The organism is Cellulosimicrobium sp. 22598 (assembly GCF_052044445.1).
GTDB lineage: Bacteria > Actinomycetota > Actinomycetes > Actinomycetales > Cellulomonadaceae > Cellulosimicrobium > Cellulosimicrobium cellulans_G.
Genome location: NZ_JBQEMZ010000023.1, coordinates 21,337 through 36,017 on the forward strand (window position 1 = coordinate 21,337; position 14,681 = coordinate 36,017).

The 14,681-nt window shown below is 75.0% G+C and carries 14 protein-coding genes; 6 read left to right on the plus strand and 8 right to left on the minus strand.

Translation table 11 applies throughout. The features are described 5' to 3' along the window. Positions 1-192: 192 nt before the first annotated feature. Entirely contained in the window at positions 193-1,572 is a 1,380-nt protein-coding gene (locus tag ACTJIY_RS18680) for an ABC transporter substrate-binding protein (RefSeq protein WP_253051707.1), read from the minus strand. A gap of 278 nt (positions 1,573-1,850) precedes the next feature. Here ACTJIY_RS18680 and ACTJIY_RS18685 point away from each other — a divergent pair, with 278 nt between their 5' ends. Both ACTJIY_RS18685 and ACTJIY_RS18690 read left to right on the plus strand, forming a co-directional pair. Continuing rightward, the gene (locus ACTJIY_RS18685) at positions 1,851-3,002 is read left to right on the plus strand and encodes a LacI family DNA-binding transcriptional regulator (protein WP_440675164.1); all 1,152 of its coding nucleotides are present in this window, start codon (positions 1,851-1,853) and stop codon (positions 3,000-3,002) included. Between the two features lie 352 nt (positions 3,003-3,354). After that, positions 3,355-4,530, plus strand: a complete 1,176-nt coding sequence (locus ACTJIY_RS18690) for a YihY/virulence factor BrkB family protein (protein WP_440675163.1) — start codon at positions 3,355-3,357, stop codon at positions 4,528-4,530. Between the two features lie 4 nt (positions 4,531-4,534). On the opposite strand, the gene ACTJIY_RS18695 is transcribed toward ACTJIY_RS18690, so the two are convergent. The 5 genes from ACTJIY_RS18695 to ACTJIY_RS18715 all read right to left on the minus strand — a co-directional run bounded on the left by ACTJIY_RS18695 (position 4,535) and on the right by ACTJIY_RS18715 (position 9,587). Beyond that, entirely contained in the window at positions 4,535-6,175 is a 1,641-nt protein-coding gene (locus ACTJIY_RS18695) for an MFS transporter (protein ID WP_439158748.1), read from the minus strand. Next, complete coding sequence (gene glsA / locus ACTJIY_RS18700) at positions 6,172-7,209, minus strand: glutaminase A (protein ID WP_440675162.1); 1,038 nt, start codon at positions 7,207-7,209, stop codon at positions 6,172-6,174. The genes ACTJIY_RS18695 and glsA overlap by 4 nt, the downstream gene beginning before the upstream one ends. Positions 7,210-7,344: 135 nt before the next feature. After that, positions 7,345-7,845, minus strand: a complete 501-nt coding sequence (locus ACTJIY_RS18705; protein ID WP_440675161.1) for a hypothetical protein — start codon at positions 7,843-7,845, stop codon at positions 7,345-7,347. Positions 7,846-7,957: 112 nt separating this feature from the next. Beyond that, complete coding sequence (locus tag ACTJIY_RS18710; RefSeq protein WP_253051701.1) at positions 7,958-8,932, minus strand: LacI family DNA-binding transcriptional regulator; 975 nt, start codon at positions 8,930-8,932, stop codon at positions 7,958-7,960. A gap of 136 nt (positions 8,933-9,068) precedes the next feature. After that, entirely contained in the window at positions 9,069-9,587 is a 519-nt protein-coding gene (locus tag ACTJIY_RS18715) for a VanZ family protein (protein ID WP_253051700.1), read from the minus strand. Between the two features lie 100 nt (positions 9,588-9,687). Here ACTJIY_RS18715 and ACTJIY_RS18720 point away from each other — a divergent pair, with 100 nt between their 5' ends. The 3 genes from ACTJIY_RS18720 to ACTJIY_RS18730 all read left to right on the plus strand — a co-directional run bounded on the left by ACTJIY_RS18720 (position 9,688) and on the right by ACTJIY_RS18730 (position 11,890). Continuing rightward, complete coding sequence (locus ACTJIY_RS18720) at positions 9,688-10,557, plus strand: MBL fold metallo-hydrolase (protein ID WP_440675160.1); 870 nt, start codon at positions 9,688-9,690, stop codon at positions 10,555-10,557. Positions 10,558-10,698: 141 nt separating this feature from the next. Beyond that, complete coding sequence (locus ACTJIY_RS18725; RefSeq protein WP_440675159.1) at positions 10,699-11,466, plus strand: methyltransferase domain-containing protein; 768 nt, start codon at positions 10,699-10,701, stop codon at positions 11,464-11,466. A 43-nt stretch (positions 11,467-11,509) separates the two neighbouring features. Next, positions 11,510-11,890 (plus strand): VOC family protein, encoded by a 381-nt coding sequence (locus ACTJIY_RS18730; RefSeq protein WP_440675158.1) that lies wholly within the window; start codon positions 11,510-11,512, stop codon positions 11,888-11,890. A 12-nt stretch (positions 11,891-11,902) separates the two neighbouring features. Here ACTJIY_RS18730 and ACTJIY_RS18735 read toward each other — a convergent pair whose 3' ends face one another. Then, positions 11,903-12,562 (minus strand): LysE/ArgO family amino acid transporter, encoded by a 660-nt coding sequence (locus tag ACTJIY_RS18735; protein ID WP_253051696.1) that lies wholly within the window; start codon positions 12,560-12,562, stop codon positions 11,903-11,905. 70 nt (positions 12,563-12,632) lie between these two features. Between ACTJIY_RS18735 and ACTJIY_RS18740 the strand changes: the two genes are divergently transcribed. Then, on the plus strand, positions 12,633-13,580 hold the full coding sequence (locus ACTJIY_RS18740; RefSeq protein ID WP_440675157.1) for an ArgP/LysG family DNA-binding transcriptional regulator: 948 nt from the start codon (positions 12,633-12,635) through the stop codon (positions 13,578-13,580). Positions 13,581-13,603: 23 nt separating this feature from the next. On the opposite strand, the gene ACTJIY_RS18745 is transcribed toward ACTJIY_RS18740, so the two are convergent. Next, on the minus strand, positions 13,604-14,623 hold the full coding sequence (locus tag ACTJIY_RS18745) for an NAD(P)H-dependent flavin oxidoreductase (RefSeq protein WP_353707020.1): 1,020 nt from the start codon (positions 14,621-14,623) through the stop codon (positions 13,604-13,606). Between the last annotated feature and the right edge of the window lie 58 nt (positions 14,624-14,681).

Sequence of the window (14,681 nt, forward strand, 5' to 3'; positions counted from 1 at the left end):
GCACGACGATCTCCTTCGACCGCAGGGCGGACGGGCGGGCTGGTGGTGGTCTGTCGGGGCGCTCACCCGAGGGGGCCGTCGGGCGAAAAGCCGAACCCGGGGTTCTGGACCGGGGAGCGGCCGAACCCGGGGATACGGGCGGGTTCGGCACCGGGGGGTGCAGTGCAGCAACCCCGGGTTCGGCGGTGGGCGTCAGCCCTGAGCGGCGTCGAGGAGCGCCTGGGCCTGCTCTTGCACCTGGGCGACGAGCGCGTCGATGTCCGCGTCCTCGTCGGTGAGCACGGCCTGGACCACCGGGTCGAGCAGCGCGTAGATCTCCTGCGTCGAGCGTGCGGGCTCGGGGACGACCGGCTGGTCGAAGATGTTCTCCGTGTAGGAGCTCATCTGGTCCACCGGCACGTTGACGTACTCCTCGGTCCAGGCGCGCGACTCGAGGTACGTCTGCTCGTCGAAGACCGGGAGCTCCGGGGCGCCGACCGGCTGGTCGTTCGCGACGGCGGTCTCCGCGTCGAGCTTCGCCGCCGCCTCGTCGGTGAGCTTCTCCATGTAGTAGAAGTCGATCCACTCGACGCCGGCCGCCTGCTCCTCGGGCGAGGCCTTCGCGCTCACCGCGGCGAGCGTGCCGCCGCCGAGGACGCCGCCGTCGCCGACCAGCGGGATGACGGTGAGCCCGTAGTCGTCCGGGTTCATCGCGTTCTGCGTGAAGAGGTTGCCGTAGTTGCCGCCGCCCGAGACGTACATCCCGATCTGGCCCGCGGCGAAGTCCTGGTTGATGCTCCCCCAGTCGTAGAGGAAGTTCGCGCCCATCGAGTCGTCCTCCCACCGCAGCGCGTGCAGGTACTCGAGCACCTCGGTGAGCTCGGGCGTGTCGATCGTCGACGTCGCGGTCTCGCCGTCGAACTCCTGGACGGAGCCGCCGAACGCGTTGGTGAGCGTCGTGAGGATCCAGCCCCCGGTGTTGCCCGACGTCATGGTCGCGTAGCCCGCGACGCCGGTGGCGTCCGCGATGGTCTTCGCGTCCTCGCGGACCTCCTCCCACGTGGTCGGAGGGTCGTCGGGGTCGAGCCCCGCCTGCTCGAACAGCGTGCGGTTGTAGTGCAGGCCCTGGCTGTAGGCGGCGATGGGCACGGCCCACATCGAGCCGTCGGCGGCCTGGCCGGCCTGCGCGACGTTCGGGTTGAAGTCCTCCGCGTACGGGAGCTCGGCGACGAGGTCGCTGATGTCGGCGATCTGCTCGCGCTCGATGAGCCCGCGGCCGTCGGTGAACGGGATCGTGAAGACGTCGGGGAGCGTGCCGCCCGCGAGCTCGGTGGCGAAGGTCGTGCCCTCCCACGTGTACTCGCGCGCCGTGACGGTGATGTCCGGGTGCTCTTCCTCGAACTGCGCGACGCGCTCGTCGAACTTGGCTCGTGCGTCGTCGTCCAGGCCGGCGTCGATCGAGACCTCGATCTCGACCGCGCCGGAGGTGGCGGCGCCGTCACCCTCGGCGTCGTCGCCGGTGCCGCACGCGGTCAGGGTGAGGACCAGGGCGCCGGTGAGCGCAGCCGCGCCCACCGTGGTTGCTGACTTCATCGTCTCTCCTCGCTGAGGACTCCGGGCCATGATGCCCGCGTCTGCTGGGTGTCGGGAACGCGCTGCCCCTCGACGCCGCCGGTACGTCCCGTCGGTCGCCGTCCCCACCGTGAGCAGTGCAGGTTTAGCGGTATACGTTTAACGCTAAACGCGCTTAGGATCGGCGTCAAGCGACCGACGGGTCACGAGTTGGTCACGGTGCCCGGACGCCGTCGCCGCTACCGTCGACCCTCGGGCCGACCCGCGCCCCGCCCACGACCGAAGGAGCCGCGCCGACGATGGCCCGCGTCACGCTCAAGGACATCGCCCGCGAGGCGGGCGTGTCCGTCATGACCGTCTCCAACGTGGTGAACGGCAACCTCGGCCGCGTCTCCCCCGCGACGGCCCGCGAGGTCGAGCGCATCGTCGCCACGCGGGGCTACGTGCCCAACGGTCCGGCGCAGAGCCTCGCCGCGCGGCGCACCCGCCTCGTCGGCCTGCTGCTACCCGACCGCGCCGACGGCGGCAGCCTGCTCGGCAGCCCGCACGACGTCGCCGTCGCCGGGGCCGTCGAGGCGCGCCTGCGCGAGCGCGACCACCACCTCATGCTGCGGGGCGTCACGCACCACCGCGACGTGCTCGACTCCGTCCAGCGCTGGAACCTCGACGGGATCGTCGTCATGGGGTTCACCGACGACGAGCTCGCGACGCTCGACCTGCCGCGGGGCGTGCCCGCCGTCGTCGTCGACACCTACGTGGACGCCCCCGGTGCCGCGACCGTGCGCGCCGACGACTTCGAGGGCGGGCGGCTCGCAGGCGAGCACCTGCGCGCCCTGGGTCACCGCGAGGTCGTGCTGTGCGGGCCCGTGGGCACGACGAGCCAGGTCGTCCGCGAGCGCCTCGCCGGCTTCCGCGCGGGGCTCGGGCTCGACCCGGCCGACGCGGCCGAGCCGAGCGCGCCCGACCGTCACACCCGGGAGGAGCGAGCGGCGCAGGACGTGGTCCGTGGCGAGGCGGGGGACGGCGTCGTGCTGCATGTCGTACCGGCGAACACGACGTACGACGACGGCCTCGACGCGGCCGCGCGCGTCGCGGCCAGTCATCCCGGCGCGACGGCGGTGTTCGCCACGGCGGACGTCCTCGCCGCCGGGATCTCGCGCGGGCTGACCCAGGCCGGGGTCCGTGTGCCGGGCGAGGTGTCGGTCGTCGGGTTCGACGACGCGGAGATCGCGCGCTACGTCGACCCGCCGCTCACGACGGTCGCGCAGGACACCGCGCTCAAGGGGCGCACCGCGGCGGACCTGCTCCTGGACGCGCTCGACGACGGTGCGTCGCGACCGCGGCGGCCCGCCCAGGACGCAGCCCGCGACGAGCTGGCCGACCGACCCACCGGCGTTACCCGCATCGACGTCGCGCTGGTCGAGCGGCGGTCGACCGCGGCCGCGCCGTAGCCGCGGCTGCCTGCTCGCGCATCGGGGCCACGGTCGACAGGACGCACCCGTCGCGAGGACCTCATGACCGCGACGACCGCACCGCTCGTCACGACCCTCGCCGTCCCGGCCCGCCGGAGCGCGCGGTCGGCGTCTTCACCGCCGAGTGGGCCGCGTCACGCGCTAGGACCCGCCCCACGCCGTCGCCTTCACCTGGCACAGCGGGGAGCGTGCGGGCACTTCGCACTGACCGTCCCCGGCTTGCGGGTGCAGCCGGGCGCCCCGAGCGTGGTGAGGGTCCGGGACGGGCCGCGAGGCCGGTCCGCCGACGCGAGCGTCGTGCGCCGAGGCGACGCCCACCGAGGAGGCCGCCATGACCGAGAGCAGCAGCGGACGCCGCGCGTCCGAAACCGCGGCGGACGCCGAGGCCGGGCCTGCCCCCGACGCCGAGCGCAAGCCGGGCTCCCCCACCGACCTGCACAAGCCGTCGTGGGGGTTCGCGCTCAAGGGCGCGGTGCGCGAGTTCCTGGACGACCAGTGCACCGACCTCGCCGCGGCCCTCACGTACTACGCCGTGCTCGCCTCCGCGCCCGCGCTCCTGGCGCTGGTGTCGATCCTCGGGCTCGTGGGCGACGGCGAGAAGGCGGTCGACTCGGTCCTGACGAGCGTCGAGGGGGTCGTGCCGTCCACCACGCTGAGCATGATCGAGCCGCTCGTCGAGCAGGCCGCCGACACCGACAAGGCCGGGTGGGCGCTGGTCATCGGTGTCGTGCTGGCCCTGTGGTCCGCGTCGGGCTACGTCGGGGCGTTCGGCCGGTCGATGAACCGCATCTACGAGGTCGAGGAGGGGCGCCCGATCTGGAAGCTGCGGCCCGTCATGCTCGGCGTGACGGTCGTCGTGGTGGTTCTCGCGGCGCTCGTCGTCGCGAGCCTCGTGCTCTCCGGACCGATCGCGCGCCAGGTGGGCGAGCTCGTGGGCCTCGGGGACACCGCGATCGCCGTGTGGCAGGTCGTGAAGTGGCCGGTCGCGCTCCTGCTCGTGGTGGTCCTCGTCGCGCTGCTGTACCACCTCACGCCGAACGTGAAGCAGCCGCGCTTCCGGTGGGTCAGCCCCGGGGCGCTCCTCGCGATCCTCGTGTGGGCGCTGGCGTCCGCCGCGTTCGGGCTCTACCTGGGCAGCGGCCTCAGCAGCTACGGCGCGACGTACGGGACTCTCGCCGGCGTCATCATCTTCCTGCTCTGGCTGTGGATCACGAACCTCGCCCTCCTGCTCGGCGCCGAGCTCGACGCGGAGGTCGAGCGCAGCCGCGAGCTCCAGGGCGGGCTCGAGGCCGAGGAGCGCCTCCAGCTCCCGCCGCGCGACACGCGCGCGAGTGACAAGAAGGCGGCCAAGCGCGACGAGGCGGTCGAGCAGGCCCGTGCGCTGCGCCGGAGCGGCGGGCGCTCCGCGGACGCCGAGACCCGGGACGGCGGCCCCGGTCAGGAGTCGGGTCGCGGTGTCCACCGCTCCGCCGACGGGCCCGACGCCGCCGGAGACCGCGAGGTGTAGCGGGCTACCGGGCGGGCGCGGGGTCGGGGATCTCGTCGGGCCGGTAGCGCGGCAGGCGGCTCGCGGGGAGGATCGCCGTCGCGCTGACCGCGGCCAGGACGAGGAGGCCGATCTTCAGCGTCCCGAGGCGCGCGTCCTCGTTGAGCGCGACGGCGGCGTCCACCTGGGCGGGCGTCGCGTCGGTGCCCGCGAGGACCGTGCGCAGGTCGTCGTTGCTCACGAAGTTGACGGTGTCGAGGTCGACCTGAGCGACGAGCGACGGCGGCAGCTCGGGGTGCTCGACGACGGCGCGCCCGACGCTGAACGACAGGATCGTCACGAGCAGCGCCCCCGCGAGCGCCGTGCCGACCGCCGAGGCGAGGTTCTGCGTCGTGCCGCGGATAGAGCCGACGTCGCCCGCGAGGGTCTTGGGCGCCGCCGTGACGAGCACGTTGAACACGAGCGTCACGAGCGCACCCTGACCGATCCCGAAGACGACGAGGCCGAGGATCGTGGGCAGCGTCTCCCAGTTGTTCGTCACGACGAACGACAGCCAGAGCAGCGCGGCGGTCGTCAGCGTGAAGCCGAAGACCCCGATCGTGCGCGGCGGGTAGCGCCGGTAGAAGCGCACGACGAGCGTCGCGGTGACGAACACGGTGAGGTTGAACGGCATCATCGCGAGCGCCGTGTCGAACGGCGTGCGGCCCTGCACGATCTGGATGTACAGCGGCACGGTGAAGTTCAGCGCGGCCTCGAGGGCGACCACGACGAACATCGCGTAGACCGCTGCCCGTTCGCTGGGCCGTGCGAGGACGGACAGGTCGACGAGCGGGACCTTGCCGGCGGCGGTCCGGCGCCGCGTCCACCAGAAGAACGCCTGCCCGAGCACGATGCCGAGCAGGACGAGCACGGGTGCGGGCGAGACGCCGACCAGGTCGAACGGGGCGCCCGGCGCGGCGAAGAACAGCCCCCAGGCGTTGAGGTTGTTGAAGCCGAGGGTGAGCGCCACGACGGCCGCGCCGATGAGCACCGCGGCCACGAGGTCGATGCGGATGCCGGGGTCGCCCGCGTCGGACCGGAGCCGGAAGCTGAGCACGAAGACGACGACGGCGAGCGCGAGGACGATGCCGAAGGTGGGTCGCCAGCCGATGAGCGTCCCGAGCGCGCCGCCGATGAAGAACGCGCTCATGCCGGACACCGCGCGCGCCGAGCCGAGCGAGCCGATCGCCGTCGCCTGCTGGGGTCCCCGGTAGTTCTCCGCGATGAGGGCGACGAGCGCGGGCACGATGATCGCGGCCGAGGCGCCCGCGACGGCCTGGCCCGTGATGGCCCACGCGACGGTCGGCGAGAGGATCATGAGCAGCGCCGAGCCGGCGAACGTCGCCACGACGACCCGGAAGATCGCGACCCACCCGATCCGCTGGCCGAGCTTCGCCCCGGTCATGACGAGCGCGGCGACCGCGAGGCCGTAGACGACGATCGTCGTGCTCGCGACGGTCGGCGGGACGCCGAAGTCCTCCACCATCCCGCCCAGCGACACGGGCAGCGCCGCGACGTTGAACGACATGAGGACCTGGGCGAGGAACAGGCCGACCATGGGCACCCACGACCGACGGTCCTCGGTCGCCGGTGCGGCGGTGGCGTCGACGGCGTCTCGGGTGCTCACAGGGCGGCGTCCCTTCTCTCGGTCGGGCGGGTGGTCGTCACGGGGACGTGCGGGGAGGACGCGAAGAGGTTGAGGCCGAGCGTCCGCGAGAGGTACGCGGTCGCGCGCTGGCCGCGCACGCTGTTCCCGGCCGGGTCGAGCGGCGGTGAGAACGTGCCGATCGCCCCCTTGCCGGGGGCGACCGCGACGATGCCCCCTGCCACGCCGGACTTGGCCGGGAGACCGATCTCGAACAGCCACTCCCCGGACCGCTCGTACATGCCCGTCGCGGCGAGCACCGCGAGCGTGTCCCGGCAGACCTGCGCGGAGACCACGCGCTCGCCCGTGACCGGGTTGACCCCGCCGTCCGCGAGGGTCGCGCCCATGACGGCGAGGTCGCGCGCGCTCACGCGCAGCGCGCACTGCTTGGTGTAGACGTCGACGACCTCCAGCGGGTCGACCTCGATCCGTCCGTAGCTCTCCAGGAGCCGCGCGATCGCCTTGTTGCGCATGTTCGTCGCCGACTCCGACCGGTACACGACCCCGTCGAGCTCGAGCGGCCGACCGGCGAACCGGGACAGGCCGGTCCGCACGTTCTCCCACTGCTCGGCGAAGGACGAGCCGGGCATGAGCGCCGTGGTCGCGAGCGCGCCCGCGTTGACCATGGGGTTGCGCGGGTGGCCGTCGTGGAGCTCGACCGCCATGACCGAGTTGAAGGCGAGGCCCGTGTTGTCCACCCCGACCCGTTCGAGCACCCCCTCGTGACCGTAGGCCTCGCAGACGAGCGCGTAGACGAACGCCTTGGAGATCGACTGGACGGAGAACTCGACGTCGGCGTCGCCCACGGCGTGGACCGCCCCGCCCGACTCGGCGACGCACACCCCGAACAGAGCCGGGTCCGCCTCGGCGAGGACGGGGATGTAGTCGGCGACAGCACCGTCGTCGTGCGCGCGGTACCGCTCGTGGGCCGCGCGCACGTGCTCCTCGACGCGGTCCCACCCCGGGAGGGACCCGGTCGCGACCTCCTGCTCGACCCCGTCGACGTCCAGTCCCATCCCGTCCCCTCCGTCCGGATCGTCCGCAGCGACCACGCGCGATGCTGCCACGTCCGCCCCGCGGGCGCAGGAGGAGGCACGGGGCGGTGGGCGTCGCGGCCGGGGCGATCGGCTCCCGGCGCTGGGCCGCGGCCCTCAGTCGCCGTAGGCGGGCGCCTGCCAGTCGTGGTACAGCGACACGTGGGTGTCCCCGTCACCCTGGAGGCGCAGCACCATGTACACGTCCCACCGGAGCTCCTCCGTGTCGAACCCGCTGCCCGGCTCCTGGAGCCGGGAGAGGTGCTCGGCCGGCATCCCGAGCGCGTCGCCCACGCACTCGACGTCGTCCCAGGTCGTGCCCAACCCGCCGGGCCCCGTCGCCGCCTCCACCGCGCCGAAGTCGATCGACCCGTTGTCCCGGTCGAGGGTCGCGCCCGTGACGTCGAGATCGCAGGCCTCGAACGCCGTCGCCACGTCCTCGATGTTCGCCTCGCGGGCGAGGCGCGGGCGGACGGTGAGGTAGACGACGAGCGCGGCGGCGACGACGAGGACGAGGACGAGCGAGACGACGAGGACCAGGCGCCCGCGACGCCGGGTCGGGCTCGGGACCGGCGGGACCGGCGTACCGGCGGTGGACAGGTCGGGCTGCAGCGTCATGGTTCCCCCCGGGTGCTCGTGAGGCCGCCCGTCGGCGGCGCGAGCCGACCCTACTGCGCGCGCCGCGGGCTCCGCGCCGACGACCGGATCCGACGTCTGCCCGCGGTTCCGCTCAGGCGCTCGTGCGGCGGACGACGACGGACGGGAACGTGCGCTCGTCGTCGCGCCGGCGGCGGTCCAGCAGGGCTGCCGTCGCCGCGGCCGCGATCCGCTCGACGGGGTGGGTCGCGGTCGTCAGGCCCGGCCCGGCCTGCGCCGCGAAGGGCTGGTCGTCGAACCCGGTGACGGCGACGTCGTCGGGCACGCGGACGCCGTCCTCCGCGAGCGCGCGCATCGCGCCGACGGCGAGCGTGTCGCTCATCGCGACGAGCGCGTCGACGGCGGGCCAGCGCCGGCGGGCCTCGCGCGCCGCCTCCGCACCCGCGAGGGACGTGAGGTCGGCGGCCACGACGCGGTGCGGGAGCCCGGCCGCGCGCACGACGGCGTCGTACGCCTCGACCGCGCGCCGTGCGCCGGGGAGCCAGCCGGGGCCGGTGAGCATGACGACGTCGCGCCGACCCTCGGCGAGCACGTGCTCGACCAGCGCGGCGATCCCCGCGGCGGCGTCGACGTCGTACGAGGGCACGCGCCCGTCGGCGGGGCCGATCGCCGCCACACGGGAGAGCAGCGTGCGCGGCACGCTCGCGAGCACCTCGGCCGAGTAGTCGACGAGCAGCACGCCGCCCACGCCGGGGTCGCGCGCGAGACGGGCCAGCTCGTCGCGCGGGTCGCGCCCGAGCCAGCGCAGCGCCACGCCGACGCCCTGGGTGTCGGCCGCGCGGCTGGCCGCCGCGACGACGCGCGCGACGTAGGGGTCGCCCAGCAGGTCGGCGGACGGCGACCCGACCGCGACCACGACGCGCTCGCCGCGCCCGCTCGCGAGCGACCGCGCACCGGGGTGCGGGACGTACCCGAGCTCCTCGACGGCGGCGAGGACGGCACGGCGCGCCGCGTCGGAGACGGGGCCCGTGCCGCGCACGACGCGCGAGGCCGTGGACCGCGAGACGCGGGCCGCCGCGGCGACGTCGTCGAGCGTGGTGGGCGGCATGGCGATCTCCTGGGCGGTCCGGTCGGCGATGACGGGCGGCGCCCGGAGCACCACGCTAACCCGCGGAGGGCCGTCGGTGGAAGCGTTCCCACGGTCGTGTCGGAGCCCGGTCCGTCGTCGATCCCGGGATCGCTCCTCAGGACCGGCGCGCGGTGGGGACCGAGCCCGGGTTCGTCGCGCGCTCCCGGCGGGCCGCGAGCCGGAGCGCGACCACGGCGAGGACCGCGCCGAGCAGCGCCCCGATCGAGTTGGAGAGCCAGTCGTTCGTGTCGCACGACCGCCCGAGCGCCGGGACGAGCGCCTGGACCACCTCGACGAGCGCGGAGGCGACGACGCCGCCGAGGAGCGCGGCGAGGGGCCTGCCCAGCGCGACCGCGGCCAGCAGCACCGGCGGCACGAACAGCACCACGTTCGCGAGGAGCTCGACCCGACCCGGGGTCGGCAGCGACCAGCTCACGGTGCACACCGCGAAGAGCTCGCGGTCGACCGGCACGAGGGTCAGCAGGAGCACCGGGAGCAGCGAGACGCCGAACAGCACCCACGCGAGCGGTCGGCGGCCCGCCAGCCACGCGCCCACGAGCGGACCCGCCACGACGAGGACGAGGAGGGCGAGCGGCGACAGCCAGGGGTGCGCGACGAGGACGGTGGCGATCATGGGCGGCCAGTCTCGCAGGTGCCGGATGCCCTGGTGCGTCGGCGCCCGGGTGCCGGGTGACGGGCGACGCGTGTCGGCGGGTCACGGTAGACCTGTGCCCATGACGACGACGCCGTCCCCCGAGCCCCTCGCGCCCGACGCTCCCGCATCCCGCGAGGAGTGGTGGATCTGCCGCACGTGCGCGGTCGAGCACGCCGAGCGACCCGACGTGTGCGCCATCTGCGCGGACGAGCGCCAGTGGGTCCCCGCGACCGGGCAGGCGTGGACGACGCTCGCCGAGCTCGCCGCGGCCGGCGAGCGCCTCGTGCTGGAGGAGCTCGAGCCCGACCTGTTCGGCCTGTCGAGCGAGCCGAGCGTCGGCATCGGCCAGCAGGCCAAGGTCGTGCGCACCCCGGCGGGCAACCTCCTGTGGGACCCGCCCGGCTACGTGGACGACGACGCCGTCGAGCAGGTGCGCGCGCTCGGCCCGGTCGTCGCGATCGCGGCGAGCCACCCCCACATGTTCGGCGTCCAGGTCGCGTGGAGCCGCGCCCTCGGTGGCGTCCCGGTCCTCGTCGCCGAGGCGGACGCGCACTGGGTCGCGCGCCCGGACCCGGTCATCGAGACCTGGACCGGCGAGCGCGAGGTGCTGCCCGGCGTCGTCCTGTCGCAGCCGGGCGGCCACTTCCCCGGGAGCGCCGTCGTGCACTGGGCGGCCGGCGCGGAGGGCCGGGGCGTGCTGCTGTCCGGCGACACGATCTTCGCCAACCCGGACCGGACGTCCGTCAGCTTCATGCGGTCCTACCCCAACCGCATCCCGCTGTCCGCCGCCGTCGTGCTGCGCGTCGCCGAGCACGTAGCGCGACGCCCGTTCGAGCGGCTGTACAACAACTTCGAGGGCGTCGTCCCCGCCGACGCGCGGCAGGTCGTGCTCCGCTCCGCGCAGCGGCACGCCGCCTGGGTCCGGGGGGACTTCGACCACCTCACCTGACCGGTCGCCGCCCGCGGGTCCGTCGACCAGGGTCATGGATCCGTGACCCCTTCGGCGACGGTTCGGCCCCTTCACGGTCTCCGTCCCGGATCCTGCCGTTCTGTCCCGCCGACGCCGCCGACGAGAGCCGAGAATCGTCGGATGGCGGACATCTTCGAGGCCACCCGACCGGACGACTACCTGATGCGCCTGGCGGCGTCCGACCTCGGGCGCGGCTACAAGGCGATGGTGACCGCGGAGCTCGCCCTGGCGGACGGCCACACCGTGGTCGACGTCGGGTGCGGCCCCGGTGCCGACCTCCTCGCCTTCAGCGCGGCGGTCGGCGCCGACGGGCTGGTCGTGGGGATCGACCACGACGTCGAAGCGGTCGAGGCGGCGCGGGAGCGCGTGGCGGGGACCCGCAACGTCACGGTGCGGACGGGCGACGCCCACGAGCTCGACCTCGACGCCGGGAGCGTCGACCGCGCCCACACGGATCGCGTGCTCCAGCACGTCGCGGACCCCGGCCGCGCCGTCGACGAGATCGCTCGCGTGCTCCGCCCGGGCGGGCGGGCCGTGCTCGCGGAGCCGGACTGGGGAACCCTCGCGATCGACGGGCCGGACCGCGCGACGACGCACGCGTACCAGGCGTACGTGGTCGAGGAGGTGGTACGCAACGCGTGGACGGGCCGGCAGCTCCCCGCGCTCGCCGCGCGTTCGGGGCTCTCGGTCCGCCGGGTCGTCCCGGTCACGGCCGTCTTCCGGGACGTCGGCGAGGCCGACGCCGTGCTGGGTCTCGGGCGTGTCGCCCGGCGCGCGCGGGGGGCCGGGTACCTCGACCCGGACGCGTACGAGCGCTGGGTCGCGCACCTCACGACCGCGGCGTTCTTCGCGTCGGTCACCCTGTTCGTCGTGGTCGCCGACCGCTGACCGAGGCCGCGTCCCTGTGGGTGGCCCGCGCGACGATGCCCGGATGAGCACCCACGCGCACGGCATCCACCACTCGATCGACTACGTCGAGCTCCCCGTGACCGACCTCGCCGCGGCGCAGGCGTTCTACGGCGCGGCGTTCGGCTGGGAGTTCGTCCCCTACGGCCCCGGGTACGCGGGGATCCGCACCGCCGCGGAGTCGGGTGCGGACGAGGCGGGCGGGCTGCGCCTGGCGGAGGCGGCCGACGTCTCGCGGGGCGGGCCGCTCGTGCTGCTGTTCTCCGCGGACCTCGACGCGACGCTCGCCGCCGTGCAGGGCGCGGGCGGCCAGGTGGTCGAGGGCCCGTACGCGTTCCCCGGTGGCAGGCGGTTCCACTTCCTCGACCCGAGCGGCAACGAGCTGGGGGTCTGGGCGACGTCCTGAGGACGCGCCGCCTCAGCCGCCGAGGAGGAGCGACACCCCGATCGTCGCCATGACGACGGCGATCGCGCCGTCGAGCACGCGCCACGCGCCGGGCCTGGCGAACACGGGTGCGAGCAGGCGTGCGCCGAAGCCGAGCGCGGTGAACCAGGCGATGCTCGCGACCATCGCGCCTGCCCCGAAGAGCCAGCGGGCGGCGTCGGGGTCGCCCGCCCCCCCGGCGTGCGCGGCGGCGTAGCCCGCTGCGAGCGACCCGAGGAGCAGCACGGTGTCGAGGTAGACGTGCGGGTTGAGCCACGTGAGGGCGAGCGACGTCCCGACGGCGGAGCGGGCGCTCGTCGCGCCGGCGCCCGACACCTCGCCGGACGCTGCGTCGAGACCGCCGGGTCGCAGGGCGCGGCGGGCGGCGAGGACCGCGAGCGTGAGAAGGAACGCGCCACCGCCCCACCGCACCGCGGTGAGCAGCGCGGGCGCGCCGGTCACGAGCGCGCCGAGCCCGGCCGTCCCGGCGGCGATGAGGACGAGGTCGGAGAGCGCGCAGACGAGCACGACGGGCAGGACGTGCTCGCGGCGCAGGCCCTGGCGCAGGACGAACGCGTTCTGCGCCCCGATCGCGACGATGAGGGACAGCCCGGCGGCCAGACCGGCGGCGAGGGGCGAGAGAGCGGCGAGCACGCCCTCGACGGTAGGTACGCGGGCCGATGAAGTACAGCGAAAGATTCTGCACTTCCCTAAGATCTGCTTCATGGTGGACCTCCAGCCCGACCAGCTCCGGACGCTCGACGCGATCGCCGCCGCCGGGACGTTCGAGGCCGCCGCCCAGCGCCTCGGGGTCACCCCGTCCGCCGTGAGCCAGCGCGTGCGCGCGCTCGAGTCGGCGGTGGGCCAGGTGCTCGTGCGACGTGGGAAGCCCGCCGAGCTGACGCCGCCAGGCCAGGTGCTCGTCCGGCACGCGCGCCACCTCGCCCTGCAGCAGGCGGACGTGCTCGCGGAGCTGGGGATCGGGACCGCGACGCGTCCGAGCGACCCCGAGGCCGACGGCGGTGTGCCCCTGCCCGAGGTCACGCTCGTCGTCTCCGGTGACGCCCTGACCACCTGGGCGCTGCCGGCGCTCGTCGAGGCGTCGGGGTGGGCCCGGCTCGAGGTGCTGCGCGAGGACGAGGAGCACTCGATCGGTCTGCTGCGCGACGGCACGGCCGTCGCGGCGGTGACGTCGGTCGCCGAGGCCGTCCCCGGCTGCCGCTCGACCCTGCTGGGCCGGATGCGCTACCGCCCCATGGCGAGCCCCGCGTTCGCCGCGCGCTGGTTCCCCGAGGGCCCGACCGCCGTCGCGCTCTCCCGCGCGCCCGTCCTCGCGTTCGACCGCAAGGACGACCTCCAGGAGCGCTACCTGCGGCTGCGCGCCCAGGAGGCAACGGGGACAGCGGCGGGGGCAGTGATCGACCCGCCCCGCCACCACGTCCCCGCGTCGAACGAGTTCCGCCGCGCGATCGAGCTCGGCATGGGGTGGGGCATGCTCCCCGACCTCCAGAGCGCCCGGGCCGAGCGCGCGGGACGCCTCGTGGGCTTCGACGACGCCCGGGCGATGGACGTGCCGCAGCACTGGCAGCAGTGGCGGCTGCACTCCACGTCTCTCGACCGCCTGGCGACCGCCGTCGCGCGCGCGGCCCGCGCCGCGCTCGGCGACCCCTGAGGTCCGGCCGCCGACCCGTCCGCTCAGACGCCCGCGAGCGCCCGCACGACGTCGGCCGCCGGCCCGTCCGACGCGTTCCGGTAGCCGGTCCCCGCCCACAGGTGCAGGCGGTCGGCGTCGCCCGCCGCCGCGGCCGCCTGCCGCAGCCCGCGGGTCAGGTGGTGCACCGCGGGGTAGGCGACGGGTGCGCTCCCCCGGTGGCGCTCGACGAAGCCGTTGCGCAGCGCCCGGGCCGGCCGGCCGGTGAACGCCCGGGTCAGGACCGTCTCGGTGAAGGCGGGGTCGGCGAGGGCGCGACGGTAGGTGGGCGACGTGCCCGCCTCGTCGGTCCGCAGCAGCAGCGTGCCCACGGCCACGGCCTGCGCCCCGGCGTCGAGGAGCGCACGCGCCGCCCCGGGTCCGTCGACGCCACCGGCGGCCACGACCGGCAGGTCCACCTCGCGCCGCACCCGCCGGACGAGCTCGGTCGTCGCGACGGGCTCCGGGTCCCGGCCGGGGTCGTGGACGGCGCTGTGGCCGCCCGCGTCGGAGCCCTGGACCACGAGCCCGTCGACTCCGACGTCGCGCGCGAGCCTCGCCTCGGAGGGAGCGGTGACGCTGGCGAGCACCCGGGTCCCGACGGCGCGGAGGGCGGCGACCGCGGCCCGGTCGGGCAGCCCGAACGTCAGGGACACCGCCGGCACCGGCCGCGCGAGCAGGAGCGCGAGCTTCTCCTCCCAGCGGTCGTCGTCGGCGACGGGCGTCGGGTCGAGCACGACCCCGAGCGCGTCCGCCTCCGGCGCGAGCTCGGCGGCGTAGGCGGCGAGCGCGTCCGGGTCGACGACGTCGCGCGACGGCACGAACAGGTTGACCCCGAAGGCGTGCCCCGTGGCGCGGAGCGGCTCGATCTGGGCCGCCAGCGCCTCGGGCGTCGTGTAGCCGCCGGCGAGGAACGGGAACCCTCCGGCGGACGCGACGGCGGTCGACAGCGCCACCGTCGTCGGGCCGCCGGCCATCGGCGCGGCGACGATCGGGAGCGGGGAGTCGAGGATCGGCGCGCTCATGGTCGGATCCTCTCAGGTCGACGGAACGGCTCGACCTCGCCCCCGTGGTCGCCCCTCG

Coding starts and splice junctions, on each gene's coding strand:
- ACTJIY_RS18680 (WP_253051707.1), bottom strand. CDS start 1,572: ATGAAGTCAGCAACCACGGTGGGCGCGGCTGCGCTCACCGGCGCCCTG.
- ACTJIY_RS18685 (WP_440675164.1), top strand. CDS start 1,851: ATGGCCCGCGTCACGCTCAAGGACATCGCCCGCGAGGCGGGCGTGTCC.
- ACTJIY_RS18690 (WP_440675163.1), top strand. CDS start 3,355: ATGACCGAGAGCAGCAGCGGACGCCGCGCGTCCGAAACCGCGGCGGAC.
- glsA (WP_440675162.1), bottom strand. CDS start 7,209: ATGGGACTGGACGTCGACGGGGTCGAGCAGGAGGTCGCGACCGGGTCC.
- ACTJIY_RS18705 (WP_440675161.1), bottom strand. CDS start 7,845: ATGACGCTGCAGCCCGACCTGTCCACCGCCGGTACGCCGGTCCCGCCG.
- ACTJIY_RS18710 (WP_253051701.1), bottom strand. CDS start 8,932: ATGCCGCCCACCACGCTCGACGACGTCGCCGCGGCGGCCCGCGTCTCG.
- ACTJIY_RS18715 (WP_253051700.1), bottom strand. CDS start 9,587: ATGATCGCCACCGTCCTCGTCGCGCACCCCTGGCTGTCGCCGCTCGCC.
- ACTJIY_RS18720 (WP_440675160.1), top strand. CDS start 9,688: ATGACGACGACGCCGTCCCCCGAGCCCCTCGCGCCCGACGCTCCCGCA.
- ACTJIY_RS18725 (WP_440675159.1), top strand. CDS start 10,699: ATGGCGGACATCTTCGAGGCCACCCGACCGGACGACTACCTGATGCGC.
- ACTJIY_RS18730 (WP_440675158.1), top strand. CDS start 11,510: ATGAGCACCCACGCGCACGGCATCCACCACTCGATCGACTACGTCGAG.
- ACTJIY_RS18740 (WP_440675157.1), top strand. CDS start 12,633: ATGGTGGACCTCCAGCCCGACCAGCTCCGGACGCTCGACGCGATCGCC.
- ACTJIY_RS18745 (WP_353707020.1), bottom strand. CDS start 14,623: ATGAGCGCGCCGATCCTCGACTCCCCGCTCCCGATCGTCGCCGCGCCG.